The organism is Pseudomonas poae RE*1-1-14 (assembly GCF_000336465.1).
GTDB classification, from domain to species: Bacteria; Pseudomonadota; Gammaproteobacteria; order Pseudomonadales; family Pseudomonadaceae; genus Aquipseudomonas; species Aquipseudomonas poae.
Genome location: NC_020209.1, coordinates 925,825 through 952,466 on the forward strand (window position 1 = coordinate 925,825; position 26,642 = coordinate 952,466).

Below are 26,642 nucleotides of genomic sequence, written 5' to 3' on the forward strand. Positions count from 1 at the left end.
TCCTAACGGCGTATGACGCCGACACTCAAGCCTTCGATCACCAGGTCCTGGTCTTTCAGGTTCACTTCAATCGGGGCGAACTCAGGGTTCTCGGCCAGCAGCCAGACTTTGCTGCCTTCACGCTTGAAGCGCTTGACCGTCACCTCATCGCCGATACGGGCAACGACGATCTGACCGTTACGCGCTTCGCGGGTGGTGTGAACGGCCAGCAGGTCGCCGTCGAAGATGCCCACGTCCTTCATGCTCATGCCATGTACCCGCAGCAGGTAGTCGGCGCGAGGGTGAAAGAACGTCGGATTGATGTTGCAGGATTCTTCGACGTGCTGTTGCGCAAGGATCGGCGCACCGGCAGCGACTCGGCCAATGATTGGCAGGGTCGACTCGTCCGCCTTGGCTTCAAAGCCGGGGATGCGAATACCCCGTGAAGCGCCTGGGGTCATCTCGATGGCGCCTTTGCGGGCGAGGGCCTTGAGGTGTTCTTCAGCGGCATTGGGGGATTTGAATCCCAGCTCCAGCGCAATTTCCGCTCGGGTCGGCGGGTAGCCGTTGTCATCGAGGCAGCGCTTGATAAAAGCCAGAATCTCAGCTTGGCGTGGCGTCAGTTTTAGCATGTTGATCGCTCTGTCTTTTTATACAGTGACTGGGATTATATACAGTGAACTGCGCTTGGCAATCATCCTTTTCCACGCCTCCGCTGGACGGTCATTCCGCAGGCTTCCCATAAGCGAGAGACAGCGCTGCCTACGCCCCGTCAGAGATGTGATTAAATACCGATGAGAAAGGTGACTGCCCGGCCGGAAAACGAACTCTCAGGCTTGACAAGACACACCTTGAAACGTATGTTTCAAACAAGTGTTTGTCAGGCGGAGTAGCCATGGCCCAGTCGGAAACCGTTGAACGCATTCTCGATGCCGCCGAGCAATTGTTCGCGGAGAAAGGATTCGCCGAAACTTCATTGCGCCTGATCACCAGTAAGGCCGGGGTCAACCTGGCTGCGGTGAACTACCATTTCGGCTCGAAAAAAGCCTTGATCCAGGCGGTTTTTTCGCGCTTTCTGGGTCCGTTCTGCGCCAGCCTCGACCGCGAGCTGGAGCGCCGCCAGGCCAAGGCCGACCATAAGCCGAGCCTGGAAGACCTGCTGGAGATGCTCGTCGAGCAGGCCTTGGTGGTTCAGCCGCGCAGCGGAAACGATCTGTCGATCTTCATGCGTTTGCTGGGCTTGGCGTTCAGCCAGAGCCAGGGCCACCTGCGTCGTTATCTGGAAGATATGTACGGCAAGGTGTTCCGTCGCTACATGTTGCTGGTCAACGAAGCCGCTCCGCGCATTCCGCCCATCGAACTGTTCTGGCGCGTGCATTTCATGCTGGGCGCGGCCGCGTTCAGCATGTCCGGCATCAAGGCGCTTCGCGCAATTGCCGAGACCGATTTCGGCGTCAACACCTCCATCGAGCAAGTGATGCGCCTGATGGTGCCGTTCCTGGCCGCCGGCATGCGCGCCGAGACCGGCGTCACCGACCCTGCCATGGCTGATGCCCAGTTGCGCCCACGCAGCAAAACGGTGCCAGTGCCCGCCAAGGTTTGACCGCTGTGGGTGTGCGTGGCCGCTTGCATCCGCTAAAGTAGCCGCCATGCCGATTTCAGCTATTTATTCACGACCTGTTGTGCTCACTGTCACGGGTGAGGGCGACGGGTTGTGTGCGTTATTAAAGGAAGGTTTATGACTGCTGCCCTGCAGGGTTCTTTGATGGTCGACGTTGCCGGCACATGGCTGACGGCCGAGGATCGCCACGTGTTGCGCCAGCCTGAGGTGGGCGGTCTGATCATTTTTGCGCGCAATATCGAGCACCCACGTCAGGTGCGCGAGCTGAGCGCGGCGATACGCGCGGTGCGCCCGGACCTGCTTTTGGCGGTTGATCAGGAAGGCGGCCGCGTACAGCGCCTGCGCCAGGGGTTTGTGCGCCTGCCGGCCATGCGTGCGCTGGCGGACAACCCCAACGCTGAATACCTGGCCGAGCAGTGCGGCTGGATCATGGCCACCGAAGTGCTGGCGGTTGGCCTGGACCTGAGCTTCGCCCCGGTGCTGGACCTGGATTACCAGCGCAGCGCCGTGGTGGGCACCCGTGCGTTCGAAGGCGACCCCGAACGCGCCGCCGTACTCGCGGGGGCCTTTATTCGCGGCATGAACAGTGCAGGCATGGCCGCCACCGGCAAACACTTCCCCGGCCACGGTTGGGCCGAGGCGGACTCCCACGTCGCCATTCCCAATGACGAACGCAGCCTGGAGCAGATTCGCGCCAACGACCTGGTGCCTTTCGCGCGCCTGAGTCGGCAATTGGCGGCGGTGATGCCGGCGCACGTTATCTACCCACAGGTTGACGCCCAGCCGGCCGGCTTCTCGCGTCGTTGGTTGCAGGACATCCTGCGCGGCGAGTTGCAATTTGACGGCGTGATTTTCAGCGATGACTTGTCCATGGCCGGCGCCCATGTGGTCGGCGACGCCGCCAGTCGTATCGAAGCAGCGCTGAGCGCTGGCTGCGACATGGGGCTGGTGTGCAACGATCGCGCGGCTGCCGAGCTTGCACTCACCGCCGCGCAACGGATGAAGGTCACACCCTCTGCGCGCATCGCACGGATGCGCGGCCAGGCGATTGCCTCGACGGATTACAAGCAGGATCCGCGTTGGATGCTGGCGATGGGCGCGCTGCGGGACGCGCAGTTGATCGAGTGACAAAAGTGTTTGGCCATGGCTTCAGCTGTAGGAAGCATCTCGCTTAATGGTAAGCATCAAGGCGCTGTTTGCGCCCCTGCCAGGTTGAGCACCGAATACCTCTGGGGCAAGCCCGCTTGTTGTGGCGAGCGGGCTTGCCCCGCGTTGGGGTGCGAAGCGCCCCCACTCCAGCAAAACGCGGTGTACCTGATACGGCTCAGCGCCTGGTATTGGGGCTGCTGCGCAGCCCAACGCAGGACAAGCCTGCTCGCCACAGGGCATCTGCGCTTAACTGAACGGCATTATTAGGGCTTGCCCGCTCGACACAGAACCGCTCTATCCGGTCAACGCTTTTCCTGCTTATTGGGCAACGGCGCAAACAACGCCTCAATATCCTCATTGCCCAACTGCCAGTCTCCAGTGGTGCGACCGTCCAGCACGCCCGCCGCCAGATCCGATTTTTCCTTCTGCAGGTGCTGGATTTTCTCCTCCACCGTGCCCCGCGCAATCATCTTGTAGACGAAGACCGGCTTCTCTTGCCCGATGCGGTACGCGCGGTCGGTGGCCTGGTTTTCAGTGGCCGGGTTCCACCATGGGTCGTAATGGATCACCGTGTCGGCCTCGGTCAGGTTCAAACCCACGCCGCCGGCCTTGAGGCTGATCAAAAATATCTTCAGCTTGCCGCTCTGGAAGTCCTTGACCGGCGTACGCCGGTCCCGCGTCTGGCCGGTGAGCAAGGCGTAGGCAATCCCGCGTTGTTGCAGCTCCACTTCGATCAGGCTCAGCATCGAGGTGAATTGCGAGAACAGCAGAACCCGGCGCCCCTCGGCAAACAACTCATCCAGCATCTGCATCAGGCTGTCGAGCTTGCCCGAGCTGCTGCCATGGGCGGGCAGGCTGGCATCGTTGACCAGCCGCAGGTCGCAGCACACCTGGCGCAACTTCAGCAGGGCTTCAAGGATGATGATCTGGCTGCGCGCCACGCCCTTGCGGGTGATCTCGTCACGGACTTTCTTGTCCATGGCCAGGCGCATGGTTTCGTACACGTCACGCTGCGCCTCGTTGAGGTCGACCCAATGAATGATCTCGGTCTTGGGCGGTAATTCGGTGGCCACCTGTTCCTTGGTGCGTCGCAACAGGAAGGGTTTGATCCGTCCGTTGAGGTGCTGCAATCGCACCTCACTGGCACGTTTTTCGATCGGCACACGGTAGTCGCGGTTGAAGCTTTTGACGTCCCCCAGCCAGCCCGGCAGCAGGAAGTGGAACAACGACCACAACTCGCCCAGGTGATTTTCCAACGGCGTACCGCTCAGGCACAGGCGCTGGCGCGCATTCAACTCGCGTGCCGCCTGGGCCGCCTTGCTGTTGGGGTTCTTGATGTATTGCGCCTCATCGAGGATCAGCACGTGCAAGGGCAGGGCGGCGAGCTGTTCGATGTCCTTGGGCAGCAGCGCGTAAGTGGTCAGCAGCAGGTCGTAGTCCTGCAGGCTCTGATCCTTCGAGGGCGCAAAGTGTTTCTTGCGCCCGGCGCCGTAAAGCGCCAGCACCTTGAGTTGCGGCGTGAAATGCGCCGCTTCGTCGAGCCAGTTGGGAATCAGGCTGGTCGGCATCACCACCATGCAGGGCCGGTCCAGACGCCCGGCGGCTTTCTCCGTGAGGATGTGCGCCAGTGTTTGCAGGGTTTTGCCCAGACCCATGTCATCCGCCAGAATCCCGCCCACGTCCAGCTGGCGCAGCGACTGCATCCAGCTCAGGCCTTCGAGCTGGTACGGGCGCAGCGTCGCATTCAAGCCCTGGGGTGCGACGCAGGTGAAGTCTTTGATGTCACGCAGGCGCTGGGCAAAATTGCGGATCTTCTCGCCGCCCTCCCATTGCAGCGGCAGGTCCTGCAGTGGGTTCAAGCGAATCGCGTCGGCCTTGGCCAGGCGCAGCGTGGTGGTGCCCGGCTCCTGCAAATAGAATTCGCCGAGGGTGGCCAGTACCGGTTTGAGCCGACCGTACGGCAGCGCCACCTGCAGCGGGCCGTGGCCGTTGGGCAGGCCGGGGATATTCACCAGGATGAGCTCTTCGTCGCGGCGCCGGGCCAGTTTCTCCGGGTTGAGAATTTCGGTGTGGGAGCGCATCAGGTTCAGCAGAATCGGCAACAGGCTCAGGCGTTCGCCGTTGACGATGATGCCGAGCTCCAGGTCAAACCAATCGCGCTCGGGCGCTTCGTCGACGTTGGCGTACCAGTCATCCACCGGGCTCAGGTCGAAGCCGAAATCCTCATCGATCTGCAGCTCCCAGCCCTCGGCGCGCAGGCTTGGCGATGCATTGAGGGTGAAGTTCAGCCAGGCGCTGTCGTTGACCATCTCGAACAGCTCGCCGGCGCTCTCCGGCAGCGCCTTGCTCTGGCGCGTGGCGATCTTGAAACCGAGCAGGCGCAAGTGCTCGCGATACGGTTGCTCAAGCTCGGGGTGGCGTTTGATGCGCAGGCTCTGGGTTTCCTGGCGCACGATGATGTCGGCGTTCTTCTGCCCACTCACATAGTTGCCCAGGTAGTTGAACGACAACGCCGCACGGTGCTGGATATAGCGCTGCATCTTGCCATTGCGCGGTTCGAACGCGCTGAACTCGACACTGGCCAGCCACAGGCGCGGTACCGGCAGCACATCCTCCATCACCACCTGTGACAGCACCACGCGGTTGTCGAGTACGGCCTGCAATTTGCCCAACAGCTCGGCATCCTGCGCCGCCGCCGGGTAGGCCAGGGTTTCCTGTACCTTGAGCAGCACCGCGGCGATGTGTTTGCAGTTGGTATGGACCGGGCAGGTGCAGCGGCTGTCCACCAGGATCAGCATGCCCTTGGCCGACTCGCGCAACGAGATGGTCTGGCGATAGACGTTGCTGCCCGAGCCCTCGCAACTGGCGATGATGGTGCTGTCGCCGGATTCGACGATGCGCACGCGGTTTTCCAGTGCATACCGCCGCCCGCGCTCCAGGCTTTGCTCCTTGAAGCGGTTGGCCCAAGACGGGGCCAGGGGTTTGGTCAAAGACGGCGTCAGGGACATGGCGCAGGATCAGTCCTGAAGGCCCGGCGGCGGTGCACTGGGAGGCTTGGCGGTCAGCGAAGTGATCTTGATCAGCAGCGCCAGATGGCCGCCGTCCAGGTAGTTGAGCTGGTTGTTCTTGGTGCGCACGTCTTTCTGGGCCAGGTGTTCGCTGGCGATCACGCTGCCATTGGCGTCGAACTGGTTGATCCAGAAGTCCGCATCGATATCGGTAAAGCGCCCCAGTTGCAAGCGCAACACGCCCTGGAGGGGGAACTGGCCGAACTGTTCGGCGCCGTCAGTGACCGCAATGTTTACCGGCTGTTCACCGAGGTTCTGTTCCCAGGCCTTGTGCGCCAGCACCGTGTAGCTTGAATCGGCGCGCAGCTTGTCGACGACAGTGCCCAGGCGCGGCGGGCTCATCCGCTCGCCCAGGCGTGGTGCGCCGGCATCCCAGTCTTCCGGGGCGGGGCGGCTGTTGATCACAGGTTCGGCGTTCTGGCGCACCAGGATCATTTCCACCTGGTAGGGGCTGTCGGCAAATGCCGCAGGCGCCACGACTACCAGTAACAGGCTCAAGAAGCGGAACAGGCGCATGGGGGCGTCCTTCAAGCGGATTTCGGAATGAGGCGCTCAAACAGCGCCTCCAGGGTATTGAAGCGTTCTTCCGGGCGTTCCATCGGCACCATGAATTTGAACAGCGTAGCCCCTTCGAACTTGTAGCGATTGGGCTGGCCCTGGATCAGTTTGATCAGCACCAGCGGGTCCACCGGCGTCTGCGCTTCAAACTCGATGCGCCCACCCTGCGGCCCGGCGTCGACCTTCTTGATGCCCAACTGTTCGGCCTGCAATTTGAGCAGGGTCAGACGCACCAGGTTCTTGGTCGGGTCGGGCAGCAGGCCGAAGCGGTCGATCATCTCTACCTGCAGGTCCTTGAGGCCTTCTTCGTCGGTGGCCGAGGCGATGCGCTTGTACAGGATCAGCCGCGCGTGCACATCCGGCAGGTAGTCTTCGGGAATCAATGCCGGCAGGCGCAGGTTGATCTCCGGACCGCCGCCCAACGGTTGATCGAGGTTGGGTTGCTCGCCCTTGCGGATGGCTTTGACCGCGCGCTCCAGCATCTCCATATAGAGGGTGAAGCCCACGGCCTGGATCTGCCCGCTCTGGCCGTCCCCCAGCAACTCGCCGGCGCCTCGGATTTCGAGGTCGTTGGTGGCCAGCACAAAGCCTGCGCCCAGGTCCTGAGTGTTGGCGATGGCTTCCAGGCGCTTTTCGGCGTCGGAGGTGATCTGCTGGCGTGGCGGCGTGAGCAGGTAGGCGTAGGCCTGGTGGTGGCTACGGCCGACACGGCCACGCAACTGGTGCAACTGCGCCAGGCCGAATTTATCGGCGCGCTCGATGATTATGGTGTTGGCGCTCGGCACATCGATGCCGGTCTCGATGATGGTGGAGGCGATCAGCACGTTGAAGCGCTTGTGATAGAAGTCGCTCATCACCTGTTCGAGTTCGCGTTCGCGCATCTGCCCGTGGCCGATGGCGATGCGCGCTTCCGGCACCAGTTCGGCGAGGTCGGCGGCGCATTTCTCGATGGTCTTCACGTCGTTGTGCAGGTAGTACACCTGCCCGCCGCGCAGCAGTTCACGCAGCAGCGCTTCCTTGACCGTGCTTTTGTTCTGCTCCATCACGAAGGTGCGCACCGACAGCCGGCGCGCCGGCGGCGTGGCGATGATCGACAGGTCGCGCATGCCCGACACCGCCATGTTCAACGTGCGCGGAATCGGCGTGGCGGTGAGGGTGAGAATGTCGACTTCACTGCGCAGGGCCTTGAGCTGTTCTTTCTGACGCACGCCGAAGCGGTGTTCTTCGTCGATGATTACCAAGCCAAGGTTCTTGATCTTCACGTCGTCCGACAGCAGCTTGTGCGTCCCGATGACGATATCGATTTTGCCCTCGGCCAGGTCGGCGATGGCGGCGTTGACTTCCTTGGCCGACTTGAAGCGGCTCATCACTTCCACGCTCACCGGCCAGTCGGCAAAGCGGTCGCGAAAGCTGTTGTAGTGCTGCTGGGCGAGCAGGGTGGTCGGCACCAGGATGGCCACCTGACGACCGCCGTGCACGGCAATGAAGGCTGCGCGCATTGCCACTTCGGTCTTGCCGAAGCCCACGTCGCCGCACACCAGCCGGTCCATCGGCTTGGGCGCGAGCATGTCGGCGCGCACGGCTTCGATGGTGGTTTGCTGGTCCGGGGTTTCTTCGAAGGCGAAGCCGGCGCTGAAGGTGGCGTAGTCGGCCTTGGGATCGGCGAACGCATAGCCCTCGCGCGCGGCACGCCGGGCATAGATATCGAGCAGTTCGGCGGCCACGTCGCGCACCTGTTCGGCGGCCTTGCGCTTGGCTTTCTGCCAGGTCTCGGAGCCGAGGCGGTGCAGCGGCGCCAGCGCGTCGTCGCTGCCGGTGTAGCGGGCGATCAAGTGCAGGCTGGCCACCGGCACATAGAGCTTGGCGCCTTCGGCGTATTCCATGGTGAGGAATTCGGCGGCCTGGTTGTCGATCTCCAGGGTCTGCAGGCCGAGGTAGCGGCCCACGCCGTGGTCGATATGCACCACCGGCGCGCCTTCGCGCAACTCGGTGAGGTTCTTGATCACCGCGTCGTTGTTGTGGTCGGCGCGTTTTTCGCGGCGGCGACGCTGCATCACGCGCTGGCCGAACAGCGGGCTTTCGGCGATCAGCGCCAGCGCCGGGTCGTCCAGCAGCAAGCCTTCATCCAGCGGCGCAATGGTGATCGCCAGGCGTTCCTGGCTGTTGACGAAGTCCGGCCAGCTGTCGACGGTTTTCGGCCGCAGCTTGAGGCGCTCCAGCAGCTCCAGCAGCACTTCGCGGCGCCCGGCGGACTCGGCGGTAAACAGCACGCGGCCCGGGAAGTCGCCGAGGAAGTTGGACAGCGCTTCCAAAGGTTGCGTGGCCTTGGCCTGGATGGACAGGTCCGGTAGGGTCGCGGCCGGGAAACGCTCGCGGCCACTGCCGGCGTCCACGTCCTGTTGGCTGGCGACTACGCGCGGCCAGTTTTTCAGGCGGGCGAAGCAGTCTTCCACCGGCAGGAACAGCTCGGCGGGCGGCAATAGCGGGCGGGACGGGTCGACGCGGCGCTCTTCATAGCGGTTGCGCACGTCGTTCCAGAAGTTTTCCGCCGCCTGCTCGATACCCGGCAGCGAGAACACCTGGGTGTCCTGGGGCAGGTAGTCGAACAGTGTGGAGGTTTCGTCGAAGAACAGCGGCAGGTAGTACTCGATACCTGCCGGGGTAATCCCGCTGCTCAGGTCCTGGAAGATCGGGCAGCGGCGGAAGTCGACGTCGAAGCGTTCGCGAAAGCGCGCCTTGAAGCGCGTGACCGCGTCTTTTTGCAGCGGAAATTCCCGGGCCGGCAACAGTTTGACCGAGTCGACCTTATCGATGGAGCGCTGGTTTTCCGGATCGAAGGTGCGCAGGGTCTCGATTTCGTCATCGAACAGGTCGATGCGGTACGGCAACTTGCTGCCCATGGGGAACAGGTCGATCAGTGCGCCGCGCACGGCGAATTCACCGTGCTCGTATACCGTGTCGACGCAACGATAGCCGCTGGCTTCCAGGCGCGTGCGCATCTGTTCCACGTCGAGCTTCTGGCCGATGTCCAGCACCAGGCTGCTGCCCAACAGAAACTTGGTCGGCGCCAGGCGGTGCAGGGCGGTGGTGATCGGCACCACCAGCACGCCGTGGGCCAGCTCCGGCAGGCGGTACAGGCTGGCGATGCGCTGGGAAATGATGTCCTGATGCGGCGAAAACAAATCGTAGGGCAGGGTTTCCCAGTCGGGAAAATGCAGCACCGGCAAATCCGGCGCGAAGAAGCTCAGCTCCTGCTCCAGCCGTTCGGCGCTTTGGCTGTCGGCGGTGAGCAGCAAGGTAAAGCGCTTGGCTGCGCTGGCAGCCTCGGCAATGGCCAGGCTCAGGGCGGCACCGGGCAGGTTACCCCAGTGCTGTTTACCTGCCGCGGCAGGGAGGAGCGGTAGACGCAGGACGGGCACGGAAGGTTGAGCTCCAAGCGTTGCGACAAAGTCGGTAATTGTAACGGCCAGAGGTGCCGCCTGTCAGTTGCTGACTGTGCCTGATGCGGTTTTCGGGAAATGTAGTGGCTAAGACAAACAATGCTCGGTTTTGACTCAATATGTAGTGCCGAAAACCAAGGATATTTCGGAGAGTTACGGACAAGTCAGCGCTGATGCGCGACTGGTGGCCTTCTGAAACCCGCGTATTTCAAGGGCTGTAGCGGGGCGATGGTTTTTTGCAAGGGGTTTTTGTTCGCCCTGGCGCATTGCTCATCGCGCACTCGGACGACATAATGTAGCCCCTTTTTTCAGCCCCTACATGTGGAAGGTTCCCGTGACTCAGAAGCCCGACCAGTGTCTTGGTGAATGGATCGACCGTGAAGCACTCGCAGAAGCGATGATCCCGCTTATCGGTCAGCTGTACCGCAATAACAATGTGGTGAGCTCGATCTATGGCCGCAGCCTGATCAACCAGTCTGTCATCGCGATTCTCAAAGCCCACCGCTTTGCGCGTCACCGTTCCGCCGACGACAGCGAACTCTCCGTCCACGAAACATTCCCGCTGCTCAAGGCCATGAGCGAGCTCAAGCTCGGCGCCGCCTCGGTTGACCTGGGCAAACTGGCCTACAAATTCCGCAAGGAAGGCGCCGGCCGCAGCGCCGAGCAGTTCGTGCGTGAAGAAATGGCCGACGTGGTCGGCCAGCAAAGCGCTGCCGCCCGCAAGGGCACCGATGTGGTGTTGTACGGTTTCGGTCGGATCGGCCGCCTGCTGGCGCGCATCCTCATCGAAAAAACCGGCGGCGGCGACGGCCTGCGCCTGCGGGCCATCGTGGTGCGCAAAGGTGCCGACAACGACCTGACCAAGCGCGCCAGCCTGCTGCGTCGTGATTCGGTACACGGTCCGTTCAACGGCACCATCGTCATCGACGAAGAAAACAGCACCATCACCGCCAACGGTAACCTGATCCAGGTGATCTACGCGAAGAACCCGTCCGAGGTGGATTACACCCAGTACGGCATCAAGGACGCCCTGCTGGTGGACAACACCGGCGTATGGCGTGATGCCGAAGGCCTGGGCCAGCATCTGGCCTGCCCGGGTGTCGACCGCGTTGTGTTGACGGCGCCCGGCAAGGGCAAGCTGAAGAACATCGTGCACGGCATCAACCATGGTGAGATCACTGCTGACGACAAGATTGTCTCCGCTGCGTCCTGCACCACCAACGCCATCGTGCCGGTACTCAAGGCGGTGAACGACAAGTTCGGCATCGTCAATGGTCACGTCGAGACCGTTCACTCGTACACCAACGACCAGAACCTGATCGACAACTTCCACAAGGGCGACCGCCGTGGCCGCAGCGCTGCGCTGAACATGGTCATCACCGAAACCGGCGCCGCCACCGCTGCAGCCAAGGCACTGCCTGAGCTGGCCGGCAAGCTGACCGGCAACGCGATCCGCGTGCCGACGCCGAACGTGTCGATGGCCATTCTCAACCTCAACCTTGAGACTGCCGCCAGCCGTGAAGAAATGAACGAGTACCTGCGCTACATGGCGCTGCACTCCGATCTTCACAAGCAGATCGACTACGTCAACTCCCAGGAAGTGGTGTCCACCGACTTCGTCGGCTCGCGCCACGCCGGTGTGGTGGATGCCGAGGCGACCATCAGTCAGGACAACCGTGTTGTGCTGTACGTGTGGTACGACAACGAGTTTGGCTACAGCTGCCAGGTGGTGCGCGTGATGGAAGACATGGCTGGGGTTAACCCGCCGGCATTTCCGCGTTAAGCATTAGCAGTAGATGAAAAAGCCCCGACTGGTTCGGGGCTTTTTTATGGCTGTGGGTTTTGTGTTGCCTGTGAGGGCCTCATCGGGAGCAAGCCCCTTCCCACCTATTGATGGGTGAATGCATTCAAGTGTGGGAGCTGGCTTGCCTGCGATGAGGCCTTCAAAGCAGCAGCTTGCTACGCAGACTGTCGGACAACCCCTTGGGCCCCAGCCAGATGCCCAGGTAGGCCTTCGCCAACTCCTCATCGCGACTGCTGAACACCACCTTGCCATTGATCTCCAGGTTCAATCCCCGTCCCGGTCGAACATCCAGTGCATAGCGATCACCGCTGCGAATATTCCGAAAACTGGCGTGCAACTTATCAAGCTCCGGTTTTAACCGGGTGCTGGCCTGCTGGCGCTCCAGCGTAGCCGTGGCTGCCTTGATCACATCATTTCGGTCAATGTCGCGAAAGTAATACAGCTCCAGGCGCAGCGCTTTCTGCTGGTCCCAGGCTTGTCTGGCGCTTGAGTCCGGTGAGGCATACAGCGCCGCCGCATACACATCCGCCCAGAGATAATTGAGCACCGTCTGGTTTTTCAGTGCCAGCCCCTCGACCTGCGGCGGGAAAGCCGCTTGCCTGAGCCGGTCGGCGTCGTTGGCGTGCGCGGTGATCGACAGCATGAGCATCAAGCAGATAAAGAGTTGTCGCATAATGGCCTTTCCTGAATTCAGCGCTGATGTGGGTGCTGTAGTATGGCAAGACTGGCCTACGACGCGACCAAGGGTTAATGTGCGCGGCGGTGAGCCTTCTATAGACTGTGCCCCGGTTCACACACTTGAGCCAAATTGTCCTTCATGACCGCTGGCCGCGGCATGATTTAGCCAGGCGTCCAATCGTACGCCTGGCCTGTTCTGAGGAGTACGCATGGCTGTCTACAACTACGACGTGGTGGTACTGGGTTCCGGCCCGGCTGGAGAAGGCGCGGCAATGAACGCCGCGAAAGCGGGGCGCAAGGTGGCGATGGTCGACAGCCGTCGCCAGGTCGGCGGCAACTGCACCCACCTGGGCACCATCCCGTCCAAGGCCTTGCGTCACTCGGTCCGCCAGATCATGCAGTTCAACACCAACCCGATGTTTCGGGCGATTGGCGAACCGCGCTGGTTCTCTTTTCCGGACGTGTTGAAAAGCGCCGAAAAAGTCATTGCCAAACAAGTGGCCTCGCGTACCGGCTTCTATGCGCGTAACCGCGTCGACCTGTTCTTCGGCACCGGCAGCTTCGCCGACGAGCAGACCGTCGAAGTGGTCTGCGCCAATGGCGTGGTCGAAAAACTGGTGGCCAAGCACATCATCATCGCCACCGGTTCGCGCCCGTATCGCCCGGCGGACATCGATTTCCACCACCCGCGTATCTACGATAGCGACACCATCCTGAGCCTGGGCCATACCCCGCGCAAGCTGATCATCTATGGCGCCGGCGTGATCGGCTGTGAATACGCCTCGATCTTCAGCGGCCTGGGTGTGCTGGTCGAGTTGGTGGACAACCGTGACCAGTTGCTCAGCTTCCTCGACTCGGAAATCTCCCAGGCGTTGAGCTACCACTTCAGCAACAACAACATCACCGTGCGTCACAACGAAGAGTACGAGCGGGTCGAAGGCCTGGACAATGGGGTGATCCTGCACCTCAAGTCCGGCAAGAAGATCAAGGCCGACGCCTTGCTGTGGTGCAACGGCCGTACCGGCAACACCGACAAGCTGGGCATGGAAAACATCGGGGTCAAGGTCAACAGCCGTGGTCAGATCGAAGTGGACGAGAACTACCGCACCTGCGTGCCCAACATCTACGGCGCCGGTGACGTGATCGGTTGGCCGAGCCTGGCCAGTGCGGCGCACGACCAGGGTCGTTCGGCCGCCGGCAGCATTATCGACAACGGCAGCTGGCGCTATGTGAACGACGTGCCGACCGGGATCTACACGATTCCCGAGATCAGCTCGATCGGCAAGAATGAGCACGAGCTGACCAAGGCCAAGGTGCCTTACGAAGTGGGCAAGGCGTTCTTCAAGAGCATGGCGCGGGCGCAGATTGCCGGTGAGCCTCAGGGCATGCTGAAGATTTTGTTTCATCGCGAGACGCTGGAGGTGCTCGGCGTGCATTGCTTCGGCTACCAGGCCTCGGAGATCGTGCACATCGGCCAGGCCATCATGAGTCAGCCGGGTGAGCAAAATACCCTCAAGTATTTCGTGAACACCACGTTCAACTACCCGACCATGGCTGAAGCCTATCGCGTAGCGGCCTACGACGGCCTCAATCGGCTTTTTTGAGCGGCTCCGGCCGGTGGCCTGAGCCGGCCGGGGAGACCGATTTCAGTAATTCCCGAGGGTGGCAGTGGCCAAACCGGGAAAGTCTGTAATCAGGCTATCTACGCCGAAGTCGGCGAGCCTGCGCATCAGCGCAGGTTCGTTGACCGTCCACACCGACACGTGCAAACCCTGGCGCTGGGCTTTTTCCAGCCGCTCGGGGGTGCACAGCGTCCAGTTCAAGGCCAGGTACTCACAGCCGTAGTTGTGCGCGACCTTCAACGGGTCGAGCCAGGCGTACTCGGCCACCAGCCCGCGTGACAGGTCCGGGGTGAGGTCCACTGCTGCTTTCAACACCTCCCGCGAGCTTGAGGTGACAGTGACCTTGTCCATCAAGCCGAAACGTACCGCCATCTCGCGGATTGCCAGTACCGTGGTCGCGGCGCGGGTGCGCGAGGCGCTTTTGACTTCCAGTTGCCAGTGATCGAAGTCGCACTGTTCGAACAATTGCTCCAGGCGCGGGATCGGGCATGGCTTCACCCAGCCGGGTCCGCCTTTGCGCGCGTCCATTTTCATGAGATCCGCCGCTGAATACTCGACCACCTTGCCGCGCCGGTCGGTGGTGCGCTTGAGCGTCGGGTCGTGGATGACCATCAGCTCGCCGTCCATGGACAGGTGCAGGTCCAGTTCACAGCGACGTACGCCGTGCTTGAGGCATTCCTGAAAGCTGGTCAGGGTGTTTTCCGGTGCTTCGCCTTTGGCACCGCGATGGCCGTAAATCAGGGTCACAGTTGCTCCTTTGCGCCAGCGTTGCTGACGGTGTGAATACGCATTCAGAAGTCGTCGCTTTGTTCTCGCGCCAGGCGGCGTTCCTGGGCCTGTTTCTGCAGGATGTAGCGCGCCAGCAGTTGGCGTTGGGCATCGGTCATGGATTCGAATTCCGTGACCACCTCAAAGCCGTCGCCCTGTGGCGTGCAGTGGGTGACCCGCGCACGCAGCAGCAGGCCGAGCGCCTGGGGCATCAGCACCAGCTTGACCGCCAGGTGCGAATCGGTTGTCAGGGGGGCAGGGTGATGGAAGTCGATGCCGCCTTCGGAGATGATCACCGGCTGCGGCGCGCCGACTTCATCGAGCAGGCCGCGCGCCATGATCTGGCTGAGCAGGTCCAGGCGTTTGTTCTGCACTCGCAGGAAGGCGGCGAGGGTGCGATCCTTCTCGCTCAGCTGGCGCAGCAGGTGCTGGGCTTCGAATTCGCTGAGGTGCAGTTCGCTGAGCAGATTGAACAGCGGTGAATCATCCAGCAACACTTCCTTGCCCGCCGCTTCGGGGGCCGACAAGGTTTTGATTTGAAGTGCGATCATGTCGTCGATACGGTAGTATTCGCGGCGCTCTTCTTCATCTAATGTCGACATGGCGAACCCCAGTTAGCGGCAATGGTCTGAGTGTAAAGCTGCTGACCAGCCCCCGCCACCGGGACGTCTTCTTTTCCTCCGAACAAGCCCCGACATGTTCAGACCTCTCTTCGTATTTATCGGCACGCGTTATACCCGTGCAAAGCGTCGCAATCATTTTGTGTCGTTCATTTCCCTGACCTCGATGATCGGTCTCGCCCTGGGCGTGGTCGTGATGATCGTGGTGTTGTCGGTCATGAACGGCTTCGATCATGAGATGCGCACCCGCGTGCTGGGCATGGTGCCCCACGCCACCATCGAGGGCGACGCGCCGATCAGCGACTGGCAAAGCCTGGCCGCCAAGGTCAAGCAGAACCCCAAGGTGCTGGCCGTAGCGCCCTTTACGCAGATGCAGGGTTTGCTGACCCATGACGGCAAGGTACAGAAAATCCTGCTCAATGGCGTCGACCCTGCCCAGGAACGCAACGTGTCGATCATCGACAAGTTCATGTTGCAGGGCAAACTTGACGACCTGGCCCCCGGCAGTTTCGGCATCGTGATCGGCGACAAGGCTGCGGCCAAGCTCGGTGTGGGTGTCGGTGACAAGCTGACCTTCGTCGCGCCGGAAGTGACCGTGACCCCGGCCGGCATGTTTCCGCGCATGAAGCGCTTTACCGTGATCGGCACCTTCCACGTCGGCGCCGGCGAGATTGACGGTTACCTGGGCCTCACCAACCTCACCGATCTTGCACGCCTGCATCGCTGGCAGCCGGATCAGGTACAAGGCCTGCGCCTCAAGTTCAACGACCTGTTCGACGCACCGCGCGGCGCCTGGGAAATCGCCCAGCACCTGGGTGAGTCCGAGTACTACGCCCGCGACTGGACTCGCACCCACGGCAACCTGTACCAGGCCATCCGCATGGAAAAAGCCATGATCGGCCTGCTGTTGCTGCTGATCGTCGCCGTGGCCGCGTTCAATATCATCTCCACCCTGGTGATGGTGGTGAACGACAAGAAGGGTGATATCGCGATCCTGCGTACGCTCGGCGCCACGCCGGGGCAGATCATGGCGATCTTCATGGTGCAGGGCACCGTGATCGGCGTCGTTGGCACCCTGATCGGCACGGCGGTCGGGATCCTGGCCGCACTCAATGTCAGCGCCGCGATTGCCGCGCTGGAAAAAGTGCTCGGTCACAAGTTCCTCAACGCCGACGTCTACTTTATCGACTACCTGCCGTCGCAGATTCAGGCCCAGGACGTGTTGATGGTGGGCGGCGCCGCGTTGGTCCTGAGTTTCCTTGCCACCCTGTATCCAGCCTGGCGCGCGGCACGTACCCAGCCAGCACAGGCCTTACGTTATGAGTGAATCGGGCATGAGTGAAAAAGCAATCCTGAGCTGCCGCAACCTGGGCAAATCCTACGAGGAAGGCCCGGAGTCGGTGGTGGTGCTGTCCAACCTGCAGCTTGAACTGCACCCGGGCGAGCGCGTGGCGATCGTCGGCAGTTCCGGCTCCGGCAAAAGTACCTTGCTCAACCTGCTGGGCGGCCTCGATACGCCGTCCAAAGGCAGCGTTTGGCTGGCGGGTGAAGAACTGTCGGCCCTCGGCGAAAAGGCCCGTGGCCAGTTGCGCAACCGCTCGCTGGGCTTTGTGTACCAGTTCCACCACCTGCTGCCGGAATTCACCGCGCTGGAGAACGTGTGCATGCCGCTGCTGATCGGCAAGACCGCGATTCCCGAAGCACGCCAGCGCGCCAAGGCGTTGCTTGAGCGCGTCGGCCTCGGCCATCGCCTGGAGCACAAGCCTGCCGAGCTGTCCGGCGGTGAGCGCCAGCGTGTGGCGATTGCCCGCGCGCTGGTCAACAACCCGGGCCTGGTGATGCTCGACGAGCCTACCGGCAACCTCGACTCCCACACCGCCCAGGGCATCAAGGACCTGATGCTGGAACTGAGCACCCAGATGCGCACCGCATTCCTGGTGGTGACCCATGACATGAGCATGGCCCGTCAGATGGACCGCGTGCTGCACCTGCAGGAAGGTCATCTGGTCGCCATCTGACCTGTTTCAGGCCCGGTGCTTCACGTACCGGGCTTTTTCATTTTTTCAGACGGTGCCCGCTAATGTTCAGACCGTTATCGATTTTCATCGGCACGCGCTATACCCGCGCCAAGCGCCGCAACCGTTTTGTCTCGTTTATCTCGATGACCTCGATGATCGGCCTCGCCCTGGGTGTGCTGGCAATGATCGTGGTGCTCTCGGTGATGAATGGTTTCCAGCGTGAAATGAGTTCACGCATCCTCGGCATGGTGCCCCACGCTACCATCGTCGGCGTGAAGCCGATGGACGATTGGCGGCCGGTGGCGGCGGCGGCGATGAAGAACCCTGAAGTGACCGCTGCCGTACCTTTCACCCAGATGGACGGCATGTTTTCCTACAAGGGCGCCATGCAGCCGATCGAGATCAGCGGCGTCGACCCGGCACAGGAAGGCAAGGTGTCGATCGTGGCCCAGCACATCGTGCGCGGCAAGCTGGACGACTTGAAGGCCGGCGAGTTCGGCGTGGTGATCGGCGACATCACCGCGCGGCGCTTTCGCTTGAACGTGGGCGACAAACTGACCCTGATCGTGCCGGAAATCAGCACCGCCCCCGGCGGCATCACCCCGCGCATGCAACGCTTGAACGTGGTGGGTATCTTCAAGGTCGGCGCCGAGCTGGATGGCTCCATGGCGTTGATCCATATGGCCGACGCCGCCGAGATCCAGCATTGGCAACCCAATCAGGTGCAGAGCGTGCGCCTGGCAGTGAAGGATCTTTACGCAGCGCCCAACGTCTCGGCCGATATCGTCGCCAGCCTCGGCTCGGGCTACAAGCCGGATGACTGGACCCACACCCAGGGCAGCCTGTTCAGCGCGATGAAGATGGAAAAGACCATGATCGGCCTGTTGTTGCTGATGATCGTCGCCGTGGCGGCGTTCAATATCATTGCCACCCTGATCATGGTAGTGAACGACAAGGGCGCGGATATTGCGATTTTGCGCACCATCGGCGCCACGCCACGGCAGATCATGGCGATCTTCATGGTGCAGGGCACGGTGATCGGAATTGTCGGCACCCTGATCGGCGGCGTGTTGGGGGTGATTGCCGCGCTCAATGTGAGCGCGCTGGTGGGCTGGCTGGAGCGAGTGAGCGGGCAGCATATCTTCAGTTCTGATGTGTATTTCGTCAGCAACCTGCCCTCGGAGCTGCAAGGTGGGGACGTGCTGCTGATTTGCACGGCGGGGTTTGTGTTGAGCTTTTTGGCGACGCTGTACCCGGCGTACCGGGCGGCGAAAATCGAGCCGGCGCATGCCTTGAGGTATTCCTGATTCGATCATGATGGGAGCGTTGAAATGAGCTTGCGTACATCCTTGTTATTGGCGGGCTGCCTGATGGCGTTGAGTGTCGAAGCGCTGGCCGACGCGGCGCACGGCTACGCCTTTGGTCATCCGGCTGCGGCAGATAAGGCCACGCGCAGTGTCGAAGTGACCCTGCAGGACATCGCCTTCGCGCCCAAGTCCCTGGATGTGAAGGCCGGTGAGACCGTGCGCTTTGTGCTGGTCAACAAAGGCCACTTGCTCCACGAATTCAACCTGGGCGACGCGGCGATGCATGCCGAGCATCAGAAGGAAATGTTGCAGATGCTGGCCAGCGGCATGCTCACGTCCACGGGTATGGCCAAGATGGATCATGCTGCCATGGGCCATGGCGCGATGAAACACGATGACCCCAACAGCGTGCTGGTGGAGCCGGGTAAAACCGCCGAGCTGACCTGGACCTTCGCCAAGGCCACCGGCCTTGAGTTCGCCTGCAACCTGCCGGGTCACTATCAGGCGGGCATGGTCGGCAAGCTGACCGTTGAGTGAGGCGATGATTAAGGGCGGGCGCAAAGGCTGGTAGACTGGCGCGGTTTATTTAGCCAGGTTTCCGTCATGCATCCCGCCGCCGAACACTCACCGCTGGGCAAGTCCAGTGAATACATCAGCACCTACACCCCTTCATTGCTGTTTCCGATTCCGCGCGCCGCCAAGTGGGCCGAGCTGGGCCTGAGCGCCGAGACGCTGCCGTACAAGGGCGTGGACTTCTGGAACTGTTTCGAACTGTCCTGGTTGTTGCCGTCGGGCAAGCCGGTGGTGGCCATCGGCGAATTCAGCATCCCGGCCGACTCGCCGAACATCATCGAATCCAAATCCTTCAAGCTGTACCTCAACTCGTTGAACCAGACCGCATTCGCCGACACTCAGGACCTGCAAGCCACGCTGCACAACGACCTGAGCTTTGCCGCCGGCAAACCGGTGAGCGTGCGGATCCGCAGCCTGGCCGAGGTCGAGGCCGAAGGTGTAATGGCGTTGCCGGGCGTGTGCATCGACGCGCTGGATATCAGCGTCAGCAGCTACGAGCATCCGCGCCCGGAACTGCTGCGCTGCGACGATTCGCGCGTGGTGGAGGAGAGCGTGCACAGCCACCTGCTCAAATCCAATTGCCCGGTTACAAGCCAGCCGGACTGGGGCAGCGTGGTGGTGGACTATCGCGGTGCAGCGCTCGATCACGCCAGTCTGCTGGAATACCTGGTGAGCTTTCGCCAGCATTCGGACTTTCATGAGCAGTGCGTGGAGCGGATTTTCCTGGACCTGCAGCGCTTGCTCAAGCCTGAGAGGTTGACGGTGTACGCGCGCTACGTGCGCCGTGGCGGGCTGGATATCAACCCGTATCGCAGCACTGAGGAGGTGGCGTTCCAGAACGTGCGCCTGGCGCGTCAGTAGAGTCAAATGTGGGAGGGGGCAAGCCCCTCTCACAGAGGGTGTTGTGTCTGAATCAGATGCCGATGTTGCCCAGGGTGATCATGATGTTGCGCAGGGTCCCGGAAATAACCGGGTGATCGGCGTCGAACTCGATGGCCGCCTGATTCACGTCGTCGGAAATGCTCGGCGTCTGGGTGGCCGGCTCCAGTTCAAGTTGCGTTTCAAACTTGGCAAGCAGGGCTTCCAGCGCTTCACGCTTTTCGGCCGGCAGTGGCGGATCCTGTTCCAGTTGCTCGCGCAGAATGTTGACCTGTTCTTGCAGTTTTTCGCGGGCAGGCATGGTGTTCTTCCTTTTATCGATAGGCACTGGCATAGACCGCGGCGCGCCGCGAAAGGTCTACGGGCTGATCGGTAGATTAATCCACTGCGGCCCGCCGTGCATGCTCTCCATCAGGGCTTCTCGCCTTTGAGCCGGCGCAGGCTGATGTCTGCCAGGCAGGTGCCGAGTTCACCGAGGTGGTCGATTACCGAGTGCACACCCAGCCCATACAGGGCCATGGTGGCCTTGCCGCGCTTTTGTTCACGTTGCTGCTCGGTGAGTGCCTGCCACTGCGCGGGCGCCAGGCCGCACAGTGAGCCACAGGAGGCCAGCCCGATGGTCCACAGGCCAGCGTTGAGGCCCGATTGCAGCAGGCGCGGCTCGCCGCTGACCAGCACGCAGCCTTCCAGGCGTTCGATGTTCAGCTCCATCAAGGCTTGCCAGCACGCATGGGGCGCGGGCCAGCGAATGGAGGAGGGCGATGTGGCCTTCAGCCAGGCGGGCAGCGTGGCCGCCAGGGGAGCGGTCACTGCGGGTGGCAGTTCATCCAGCCAGGCGCAGGGCACGCCTTGTTCCTTCAGGCTGCGCAGACTGTTCAGTGCGCCGGGGGTGGCTTGGGAATCGGAAGCCGGCGCGTCGCTGCGCGCCTGGGAACCGAAGTCCACCAGGCACCCACTCAGACCAAATAGCACGGCAGTCAATGACGGGGCGGCGGCGACGGCAATCTCGGCATGTGGCATCAGAACATCCCTGAAATAGCTCTGACGCTATCGAGTCGGCATGACAAGTAAATGACACCAAGGCTGATTGTGAGAAATTTACGCATTTTTTGTAAGACGTTTCCATGTAGCTGCCTAAATCGGCACTTCCGTCATATACTGACGGCCAAATTCAGGGCATAGCGCCCATGACAGATCATTCAAGGAGCAAAAGCTATGCGCTGGAGCCAGTACTTCGCTCAGCTGTCGGTATGTGCCACCGTACTATTCGTACCGTTTGCTGCACAGGCTGCATCGGAAGATGATCCATGGGAAAGCGTCAACCGCCCCATCTTCACCTTCAACGACACCGTTGATACCTACGCCCTCAGGCCAATCGCCCAAGGCTATCAGTTCATCACTCCACAATTCGTGCAGGACGGCGTGCACAACTTCTTCCGCAACATCGGCGATGTTGGCAACCTCGCCAACAACGTGCTGCAGCTCAAGCCGCACAACGCCGGCGTGGACACCGCCCGGTTGCTGGTCAACACCACCTTCGGCGTGCTGGGCTTCGTCGACGTCGGCACCAAAATGGGCCTGCAGCGCAGCGATGAAGACTTCGGCCAGACCCTCGGTTACTGGGGCGTGGGCAGCGGTCCTTACGTGATGCTGCCACTGCTCGGCCCGAGCACCTTGCGTGATGCGCCGTCCAAATACGTCGACAGCTACACCTCGCCGTACCGCTACATGAATGACATCGACTGGCGCAACAGCGTCTTTGGCTTGAACCTGGTCGATACCCGCGCCAGCCTGCTCGACAGCGAAAAGCTGATCACCGGCGACAAATACACCTTTATTCGTAACGCTTACCTGCAGAACCGCGAGTTCAAGGTCAAGGACGGCAAGGTGGTCGACGACTTCTAAGTCGAGACGTTTTGAAACGAAAAAGGCGACCAGATGGTCGCCTTTTTTGTGCGCAACGGTTTAGCGCATCTTCAGGATCTTGAGCCCCAGTTGCTGTTCCTCGCCTTCCGTCTTGGCCCATACCACTTCGGTATCGGCCTCCAGGCCCTTGAGGGCGGCGTGCTCCGAGTCGATGCGTACGGTCAGTTGGTCACCGACATTGAACTGGGGAGGTGCCTGCACCTGCATGCCGGAACTGGAGAGGTCCACGCAAACCCCGGCAATTTCCTGCCCGGCGTGGATCAACGACACATCGGCATCCACTCGCATGCGGATGAAATCGCGTTTTTCAGCGTAGTCGCGCTTGTGTTCGCTCACAGCTTCCATCCTTACTTTGTGTTGTGGTGGTAGCTGTTCTTATAACTCCCGGTGATTTGCGGTGTAAAGAGGCTCGGCGACCATCGGCGTGAGCTTGAAACCCCTGACGGATGGGAGTACCGTCTGCGCCTTAGAAGGGCACCTCTGCTTTACAGTTGTGCGTGGGCAAAACGCCCGTGCTTTGTAGGACAGAGAGGCTAGAAAGCGAATCCAGTAGTGTGAGCCCGGCCATTGTCGCGCTGCCTACGCCAACCTAATTCTGGCGCCGTTTGCCCACATGCAAAAAACCAGTGCCACGCTGCTGATAATCGATGACGACGAAGTAGTGCGCGCGAGCCTCGCGGCCTATTTGGAAGACAGTGGCTTCAGCGTCCTGCAGGCCAGCAATGGCCAACAGGGTCTCCAGGTGTTCGAGCGCGACCAGCCCGACCTCGTGATCTGCGACCTGCGCATGCCCCAGATGGGCGGCCTCGAGCTGATTCGCCAGGTGTCCGAGCGCGCGCCGCAGACGCCAGTGATCGTAGTATCCGGCGCCGGTGTGATGAACGACGCCGTCGAGGCCTTGCGGCTGGGCGCCGCTGATTACCTGATCAAGCCCCTGGAAGATCTGGCCGTGCTGGAGCACTCGGTGCGCCGCGCCCTCGACCGTGCGCGCCTGCTGCAGGAAAACCTGCGCTACCGCGAAAAGCTCGAAACCGCCAACCGCGAACTCGAAGCCAGCCTGAACCTGCTCCAGGAAGATCAGAACGCCGGTCGCCAGGTGCAGATGAACATGCTGCCGGTGAGCCCCTGGACCATCGACGACTTTCAGTTCGCCCACCAGATCATCCCCTCGCTGTACCTGTCGGGGGATTTCGTCGACTATTTTCGTGTAGATGAGCGGCGTGTGGCGTTCTACCTGGCCGACGTTTCCGGCCACGGGGCTTCCTCTGCGTTTGTCACCGTGTTGTTGAAGTTCATGACTACACGGCTGTTGTTCGAGTCCAAGCGCAATGGCACGCTGCCGGAGTTCACCCCGTCGCAGGTGCTGGGTCACATCAATCGAGGCCTGATCAGCTGCAAGCTGGGCAAGCACGTGACGATGGTGGGCGGCGTGATCGATGAAGAAACCGGTCTTTTGACCTACAGTATTGGCGGTCACCTGCCGATGCCTGTTCTATATACTCCAGACAGTGTGCGTTACCTGGAAGGCCGTGGTCTGCCGGTGGGCTTGTTCAATGAAGCCACCTACGAAGACCACATCCTGGAACTGCCGCCGACATTCAGCCTCACGCTGATGTCCGACGGCATCCTGGATCTTCTTCCAGAGCCTACACTCAAAGAGAAAGAAGCTGCCTTGCCCCAGAAGGTCAAGTCAGCGGGCGGCAGCCTGGATGGCCTGCGGCAGGTTTTTGGATTGGCCACGCTGGGGGAGATGCCGGATGATATCGCCCTACTGGTGTTGAGCAGGAATCTTTGATGAGTACCGGAAGAATCCAATTCGCCGAGCAGGACGGAACCTTCGTCCTCAAATTTGTCGGTGAAGTGCGCCTGACCTTGTGTTCAGCGCTGGATGCGACGATTGAGCGGATCTTCACTGCGCTGAACTTCTCGGCGATCGTGATCGATCTGACCGAAACCCGCAGCATCGACAGCACTACGCTAGGGCTGTTGGCCAAGCTGTCCATTCTGTCGCGGCAGAAGGTTGGCCTGTTGCCCACTGTCGTCACTACCCACGACGATATCACCCGGCTGCTGCAGTCCATGGGCTTCGACCAGGTGTTCAACATCGTCGACCGCCCAATCCCTTGCCCGGAATGCCTCACCGATCTGCCGTCCCAGGACCAGTCCGAAGAGATCGTGCGGGTCAAAGTGCTGGAAGCGCACAAGATCCTGATGGGGCTCAACGAGTCCAACCGCGAAGCCTTCCACGACCTGGTCAACGCGCTGGAACGCCACTAAGCCCCAGCGCTGAAACCCAATCCAACGGTGGCAGTTCGGCTTGGAATCAGCGATCACAAAAAAGGGCGGCACCCTCACAGGTGCCGCCCTTTTTGCTGACGCCCGTTTTTACAGCTTGGCCGTCAACAACGCTTCCAGCTTCTCCTGGTCGCGAGCAAACTGACGAATCCCCTCCGCCAGCTTCTCAGTCGCCATCGCATCTTCGTTGGACTCCCAACGGAACTGCGCTTCAGTCATGTGCACCCGCGCTTCCCCGGCGTGCCCTGGCGACAGCTTACGCTCAAGCTTGCCTTCATCGGCCGCCAACTTCTCCAGCAGGTCCGGGCTGATGGTTAGGCGATCACACCCTGCCAGCTCTTCGATCTGGCTCAGATTACGGAAGCTTGCGCCCATCACTACGGTCTTGTAGCCATTGGCCTTGTAATAGTTGTAGATGCGCGTGACCGACTGCACGCCCGGGTCATCGGAGCCGGTGTAGTCGTTGCCATTGGCCTTCTTGTACCAATCGTAGATACGACCCACGAACGGCGAAATCAGGAACACCCCGGCCTCGGCGCAGGCCACGGCCTGAGCAAACGAGAACAGCAGCGTCAGGTTGGTCTGGATGCCTTCTTTTTCCAACTGCTCGGCGGCGCGAATGCCTTCCCAGGTAGAGGCAATCTTGATCAGCACTCGGTCGCGGCCAACGCCGGCTTTGTCGTACAGATCGATGATACGGTGCGCGCGCTTGAGCACGGCATCAGTGTCAAATGACAGACGGGCGTCCACCTCGGTGGAAATACGGCCCGGCACCACTTTGAGAATCTCTTGACCCACCGCTACCGCAAAACGGTCACTGGCCAGGCCGACATCGCCGTTGCAGTCCTGCACACATTCGTCCAGCAGCTTGGCGTAGCCCGGGATCGACGCGGCCTTGAGCAGCAGGGAAGGGTTGGTGGTGGCGTCCTGCGGCTTGAGCTTGGCGAGGGTGGAGAAATCGCCGGTATCGGCTACCACGGTGGTGAATTGCTTGAGTTGTTCCAGCTTGGAAGTCATGAGCGTGCTCTGTCCTATGGGTCTGATGACATTACCCGAGCGCCTGCAGGCGCTCAAGGGCGCAAATGCGTTCGATCGTTTGCGAGGGCAACAACCTGAAAACAGCCGTTTGAATGGCGGGTCCTGCTAGAGGTTTGGAGGCCGTAATCCATGTCAGGTTCAACCCGATTATCAGATGCCACCCCCGATCAAAATGTGAGAGGAGGCTTGCTCCCGATAGCGCCAACCCAGCCACTGCACATTAACGATCAACGACCTTCCAGCAGCTCCCCTGCCTGATCCAGCAACGCCAACGGATCCGCGGCTTTATGGATATCCACCGACAACAATTGCCGAAACTTGCGAGCCCCCGGAAAGCCGGTACCCAATCCCAGCACATGCCGAGTAATGTGATGCATCGTCCCACCACTCGCCAGATGCTCGGCAATATAAGGCCGCAACAGCACCAACACCTGTGCCCGACTGATCACCGGCGCCTCACTTCCAAACAAGCGCTGATCCACCTCGGCCAGCACATAGGGATTGTGATACGCCTCGCGGCCGAGCATCACCCCATCAAACGTCTGCAAATGTTTCTCGCACTGTTCCAGTGTCTTGATCCCGCCGTTGAGAATAATCTCCAGCTCGGGAAAGTCCTGCTTCAACTGTGCCGCCACGTCATAGCGCAACGGCGGAATGTCACGATTCTCCTTGGGCGACAACCCCTCCAGAATCGCGATCCGCGCATGCACGGTAAAGCTCGTGCAGCCCGCATCCTTTACCTGCCCGACGAAATCACACAGCTGAGCGTAACTGTCCCGGCCATTGATGCCGATACGGTGCTTGACGGTCACCGGAATCGACACCGCATCACGCATCGCTTTCACACAATCGGCCACCAGCGCGGGATGCGCCATCAGAATCGCCCCGATCATGTTGTTTTGCACCCGATCACTGGGGCAACCGACGTTCAGGTTCACCTCATCGTAACCGGCAGCCTCGGCCATGCGAGCACACGCGGCCAGGTCGGCGGGAACGCTGCCACCCAGCTGGAGCGCCAGAGGGTGCTCGGCTTCGCTGTGGCGCAGGAAGCGCTCGTGATCACCATGGAGAATCGCCCCGGTGGTGACCATCTCGGTGTAGAGCAGGGCGTGTTTGGAGAGCAGCCGCAGGAAGTAGCGGCAGTGGCGATCGGTCCAATCCATCATGGGGGCGACGGAGAAGCGGCGGGAGGGCTCGGACCGTGAAAGGCTTGATTTTACTGGTGCTGAGACTTTTTCGGAATTCATTGATACTGATCTTTAATACAGCGGTTTTTACCCGTTTCCCCTTTTTTCTGAA

The 26,642-nt window shown here is 61.1% G+C and carries 24 protein-coding genes; 12 read left to right on the top strand and 12 right to left on the bottom strand.

All coding sequences use genetic code 11. The features are described from left to right. Positions 1 to 2: 2 nt before the first annotated feature. Complete coding sequence (gene lexA / locus H045_RS04280; protein WP_003172575.1) at positions 3 to 611, bottom strand: transcriptional repressor LexA; 609 nt, start codon at positions 609 to 611, stop codon at positions 3 to 5. 263 nt (positions 612 to 874) lie between these two features. Here lexA and H045_RS04285 point away from each other — a divergent pair, with 263 nt between their 5' ends. After that, complete coding sequence (locus H045_RS04285) at positions 875 to 1,582, top strand: TetR/AcrR family transcriptional regulator (protein WP_015371524.1); 708 nt, start codon at positions 875 to 877, stop codon at positions 1,580 to 1,582. A 135-nt stretch (positions 1,583 to 1,717) separates the two neighbouring features. Continuing rightward, on the top strand, positions 1,718 to 2,728 hold the full coding sequence (gene nagZ / locus H045_RS04290; protein WP_015371525.1) for a beta-N-acetylhexosaminidase: 1,011 nt from the start codon (positions 1,718 to 1,720) through the stop codon (positions 2,726 to 2,728). Positions 2,729 to 3,051: 323 nt separating this feature from the next. On the opposite strand, the gene H045_RS04295 is transcribed toward nagZ, so the two are convergent. From H045_RS04295 to mfd, 3 genes are read right to left on the bottom strand one after another with little or no spacing between them, the layout of a single operon-like run. After that, positions 3,052 to 5,757, bottom strand: a complete 2,706-nt coding sequence (locus tag H045_RS04295) for a DEAD/DEAH box helicase (protein ID WP_015371526.1) — start codon at positions 5,755 to 5,757, stop codon at positions 3,052 to 3,054. 9 nt (positions 5,758 to 5,766) lie between these two features. Next, positions 5,767 to 6,333 (bottom strand): CsiV family protein, encoded by a 567-nt coding sequence (locus H045_RS04300; RefSeq protein ID WP_003234062.1) that lies wholly within the window; start codon positions 6,331 to 6,333, stop codon positions 5,767 to 5,769. Between the two features lie 11 nt (positions 6,334 to 6,344). Beyond that, complete coding sequence (mfd, locus tag H045_RS04305) at positions 6,345 to 9,794, bottom strand: transcription-repair coupling factor (RefSeq protein ID WP_003234064.1); 3,450 nt, start codon at positions 9,792 to 9,794, stop codon at positions 6,345 to 6,347. 340 nt (positions 9,795 to 10,134) lie between these two features. On the opposite strand from mfd, the gene H045_RS04310 reads away from it, so the two are divergent. After that, a complete protein-coding gene (locus tag H045_RS04310; RefSeq protein WP_041931434.1) occupies positions 10,135 to 11,598 on the top strand; it encodes a glyceraldehyde-3-phosphate dehydrogenase in 1,464 nt (487 codons plus the stop codon). Positions 11,599 to 11,758: 160 nt separating this feature from the next. Here H045_RS04310 and H045_RS04315 read toward each other — a convergent pair whose 3' ends face one another. Then, positions 11,759 to 12,292, bottom strand: a complete 534-nt coding sequence (locus H045_RS04315) for a chalcone isomerase family protein (protein WP_015371528.1) — start codon at positions 12,290 to 12,292, stop codon at positions 11,759 to 11,761. Between the two features lie 214 nt (positions 12,293 to 12,506). Here H045_RS04315 and sthA point away from each other — a divergent pair, with 214 nt between their 5' ends. Beyond that, positions 12,507 to 13,901, top strand: coding sequence for a Si-specific NAD(P)(+) transhydrogenase (gene sthA, locus H045_RS04320; RefSeq protein WP_003235170.1), 1,395 nt, complete (start codon positions 12,507 to 12,509; stop codon positions 13,899 to 13,901). A gap of 42 nt (positions 13,902 to 13,943) precedes the next feature. On the opposite strand, the gene H045_RS04325 is transcribed toward sthA, so the two are convergent. Further along, positions 13,944 to 14,666 (bottom strand): glycerophosphodiester phosphodiesterase, encoded by a 723-nt coding sequence (locus H045_RS04325; protein ID WP_015371529.1) that lies wholly within the window; start codon positions 14,664 to 14,666, stop codon positions 13,944 to 13,946. 44 nt (positions 14,667 to 14,710) lie between these two features. Next, on the bottom strand, positions 14,711 to 15,289 hold the full coding sequence (locus H045_RS04330) for a PilZ domain-containing protein (protein ID WP_015371530.1): 579 nt from the start codon (positions 15,287 to 15,289) through the stop codon (positions 14,711 to 14,713). A gap of 94 nt (positions 15,290 to 15,383) precedes the next feature. Here H045_RS04330 and H045_RS04335 point away from each other — a divergent pair, with 94 nt between their 5' ends. The 5 genes from H045_RS04335 (at position 15,384) to queF (ending at position 20,066) form a co-directional block, all read left to right on the top strand. Continuing rightward, on the top strand, positions 15,384 to 16,634 hold the full coding sequence (locus H045_RS04335; protein WP_003235176.1) for a lipoprotein-releasing ABC transporter permease subunit: 1,251 nt from the start codon (positions 15,384 to 15,386) through the stop codon (positions 16,632 to 16,634). Positions 16,635 to 16,641: 7 nt separating this feature from the next. Beyond that, positions 16,642 to 17,325 (top strand): lipoprotein-releasing ABC transporter ATP-binding protein LolD, encoded by a 684-nt coding sequence (lolD, locus tag H045_RS04340; RefSeq protein WP_167325114.1) that lies wholly within the window; start codon positions 16,642 to 16,644, stop codon positions 17,323 to 17,325. 62 nt (positions 17,326 to 17,387) lie between these two features. Next, complete coding sequence (locus tag H045_RS04345; RefSeq protein WP_003235181.1) at positions 17,388 to 18,632, top strand: lipoprotein-releasing ABC transporter permease subunit; 1,245 nt, start codon at positions 17,388 to 17,390, stop codon at positions 18,630 to 18,632. Positions 18,633 to 18,656: 24 nt separating this feature from the next. Continuing rightward, on the top strand, positions 18,657 to 19,169 hold the full coding sequence (gene copI, locus H045_RS04350) for a copper-resistant cuproprotein CopI (protein WP_003235182.1): 513 nt from the start codon (positions 18,657 to 18,659) through the stop codon (positions 19,167 to 19,169). A 66-nt stretch (positions 19,170 to 19,235) separates the two neighbouring features. Beyond that, positions 19,236 to 20,066 carry an NADPH-dependent 7-cyano-7-deazaguanine reductase QueF gene (queF, locus tag H045_RS04355; protein ID WP_015371531.1) on the top strand — a complete coding sequence of 277 codons (831 nt, stop codon included), beginning with the start codon at positions 19,236 to 19,238 and terminating at the stop codon, positions 20,064 to 20,066. Positions 20,067 to 20,118: 52 nt separating this feature from the next. Here queF and H045_RS04360 read toward each other — a convergent pair whose 3' ends face one another. Together H045_RS04360 and pcrP are read right to left on the bottom strand one after the other, a co-directional pair. Next, positions 20,119 to 20,385: a DUF4404 family protein gene (locus H045_RS04360; RefSeq protein WP_015371532.1), complete on the bottom strand. Its 267-nt coding sequence runs from the start codon at positions 20,383 to 20,385 to the stop codon at positions 20,119 to 20,121. A gap of 110 nt (positions 20,386 to 20,495) precedes the next feature. Continuing rightward, the gene (pcrP, locus tag H045_RS04365; protein WP_003235187.1) at positions 20,496 to 21,104 is read right to left on the bottom strand and encodes an HAD superfamily inactivated hydrolase PcrP; all 609 of its coding nucleotides are present in this window, start codon (positions 21,102 to 21,104) and stop codon (positions 20,496 to 20,498) included. A gap of 195 nt (positions 21,105 to 21,299) precedes the next feature. On the opposite strand from pcrP, the gene H045_RS04370 reads away from it, so the two are divergent. Next, positions 21,300 to 21,989, top strand: a complete 690-nt coding sequence (locus tag H045_RS04370) for an MlaA family lipoprotein (protein ID WP_003235188.1) — start codon at positions 21,300 to 21,302, stop codon at positions 21,987 to 21,989. Between the two features lie 60 nt (positions 21,990 to 22,049). Here the strand turns inward: H045_RS04370 and H045_RS04375 are convergent, their stop codons facing one another. Then, positions 22,050 to 22,346 (bottom strand): PilZ domain-containing protein, encoded by a 297-nt coding sequence (locus H045_RS04375; RefSeq protein ID WP_015371533.1) that lies wholly within the window; start codon positions 22,344 to 22,346, stop codon positions 22,050 to 22,052. Positions 22,347 to 22,623: 277 nt separating this feature from the next. Here H045_RS04375 and rssB point away from each other — a divergent pair, with 277 nt between their 5' ends. Next, positions 22,624 to 23,805: a two-component system response regulator RssB gene (gene rssB / locus H045_RS04380; protein WP_003235192.1), complete on the top strand. Its 1,182-nt coding sequence runs from the start codon at positions 22,624 to 22,626 to the stop codon at positions 23,803 to 23,805. Continuing rightward, complete coding sequence (gene rssC, locus H045_RS04385; protein WP_003235194.1) at positions 23,805 to 24,287, top strand: anti-sigma factor antagonist RssC; 483 nt, start codon at positions 23,805 to 23,807, stop codon at positions 24,285 to 24,287. Before rssB ends, rssC begins: the two co-directional genes overlap by 1 nt. 108 nt (positions 24,288 to 24,395) lie before the next feature. On the opposite strand, the gene tal is transcribed toward rssC, so the two are convergent. Then, entirely contained in the window at positions 24,396 to 25,322 is a 927-nt protein-coding gene (gene tal / locus H045_RS04390; RefSeq protein ID WP_003235196.1) for a transaldolase, read from the bottom strand. A gap of 248 nt (positions 25,323 to 25,570) precedes the next feature. Continuing rightward, on the bottom strand, positions 25,571 to 26,590 hold the full coding sequence (dusA, locus tag H045_RS04395; protein ID WP_041931435.1) for a tRNA dihydrouridine(20/20a) synthase DusA: 1,020 nt from the start codon (positions 26,588 to 26,590) through the stop codon (positions 25,571 to 25,573). Between the last annotated feature and the right edge of the window lie 52 nt (positions 26,591 to 26,642).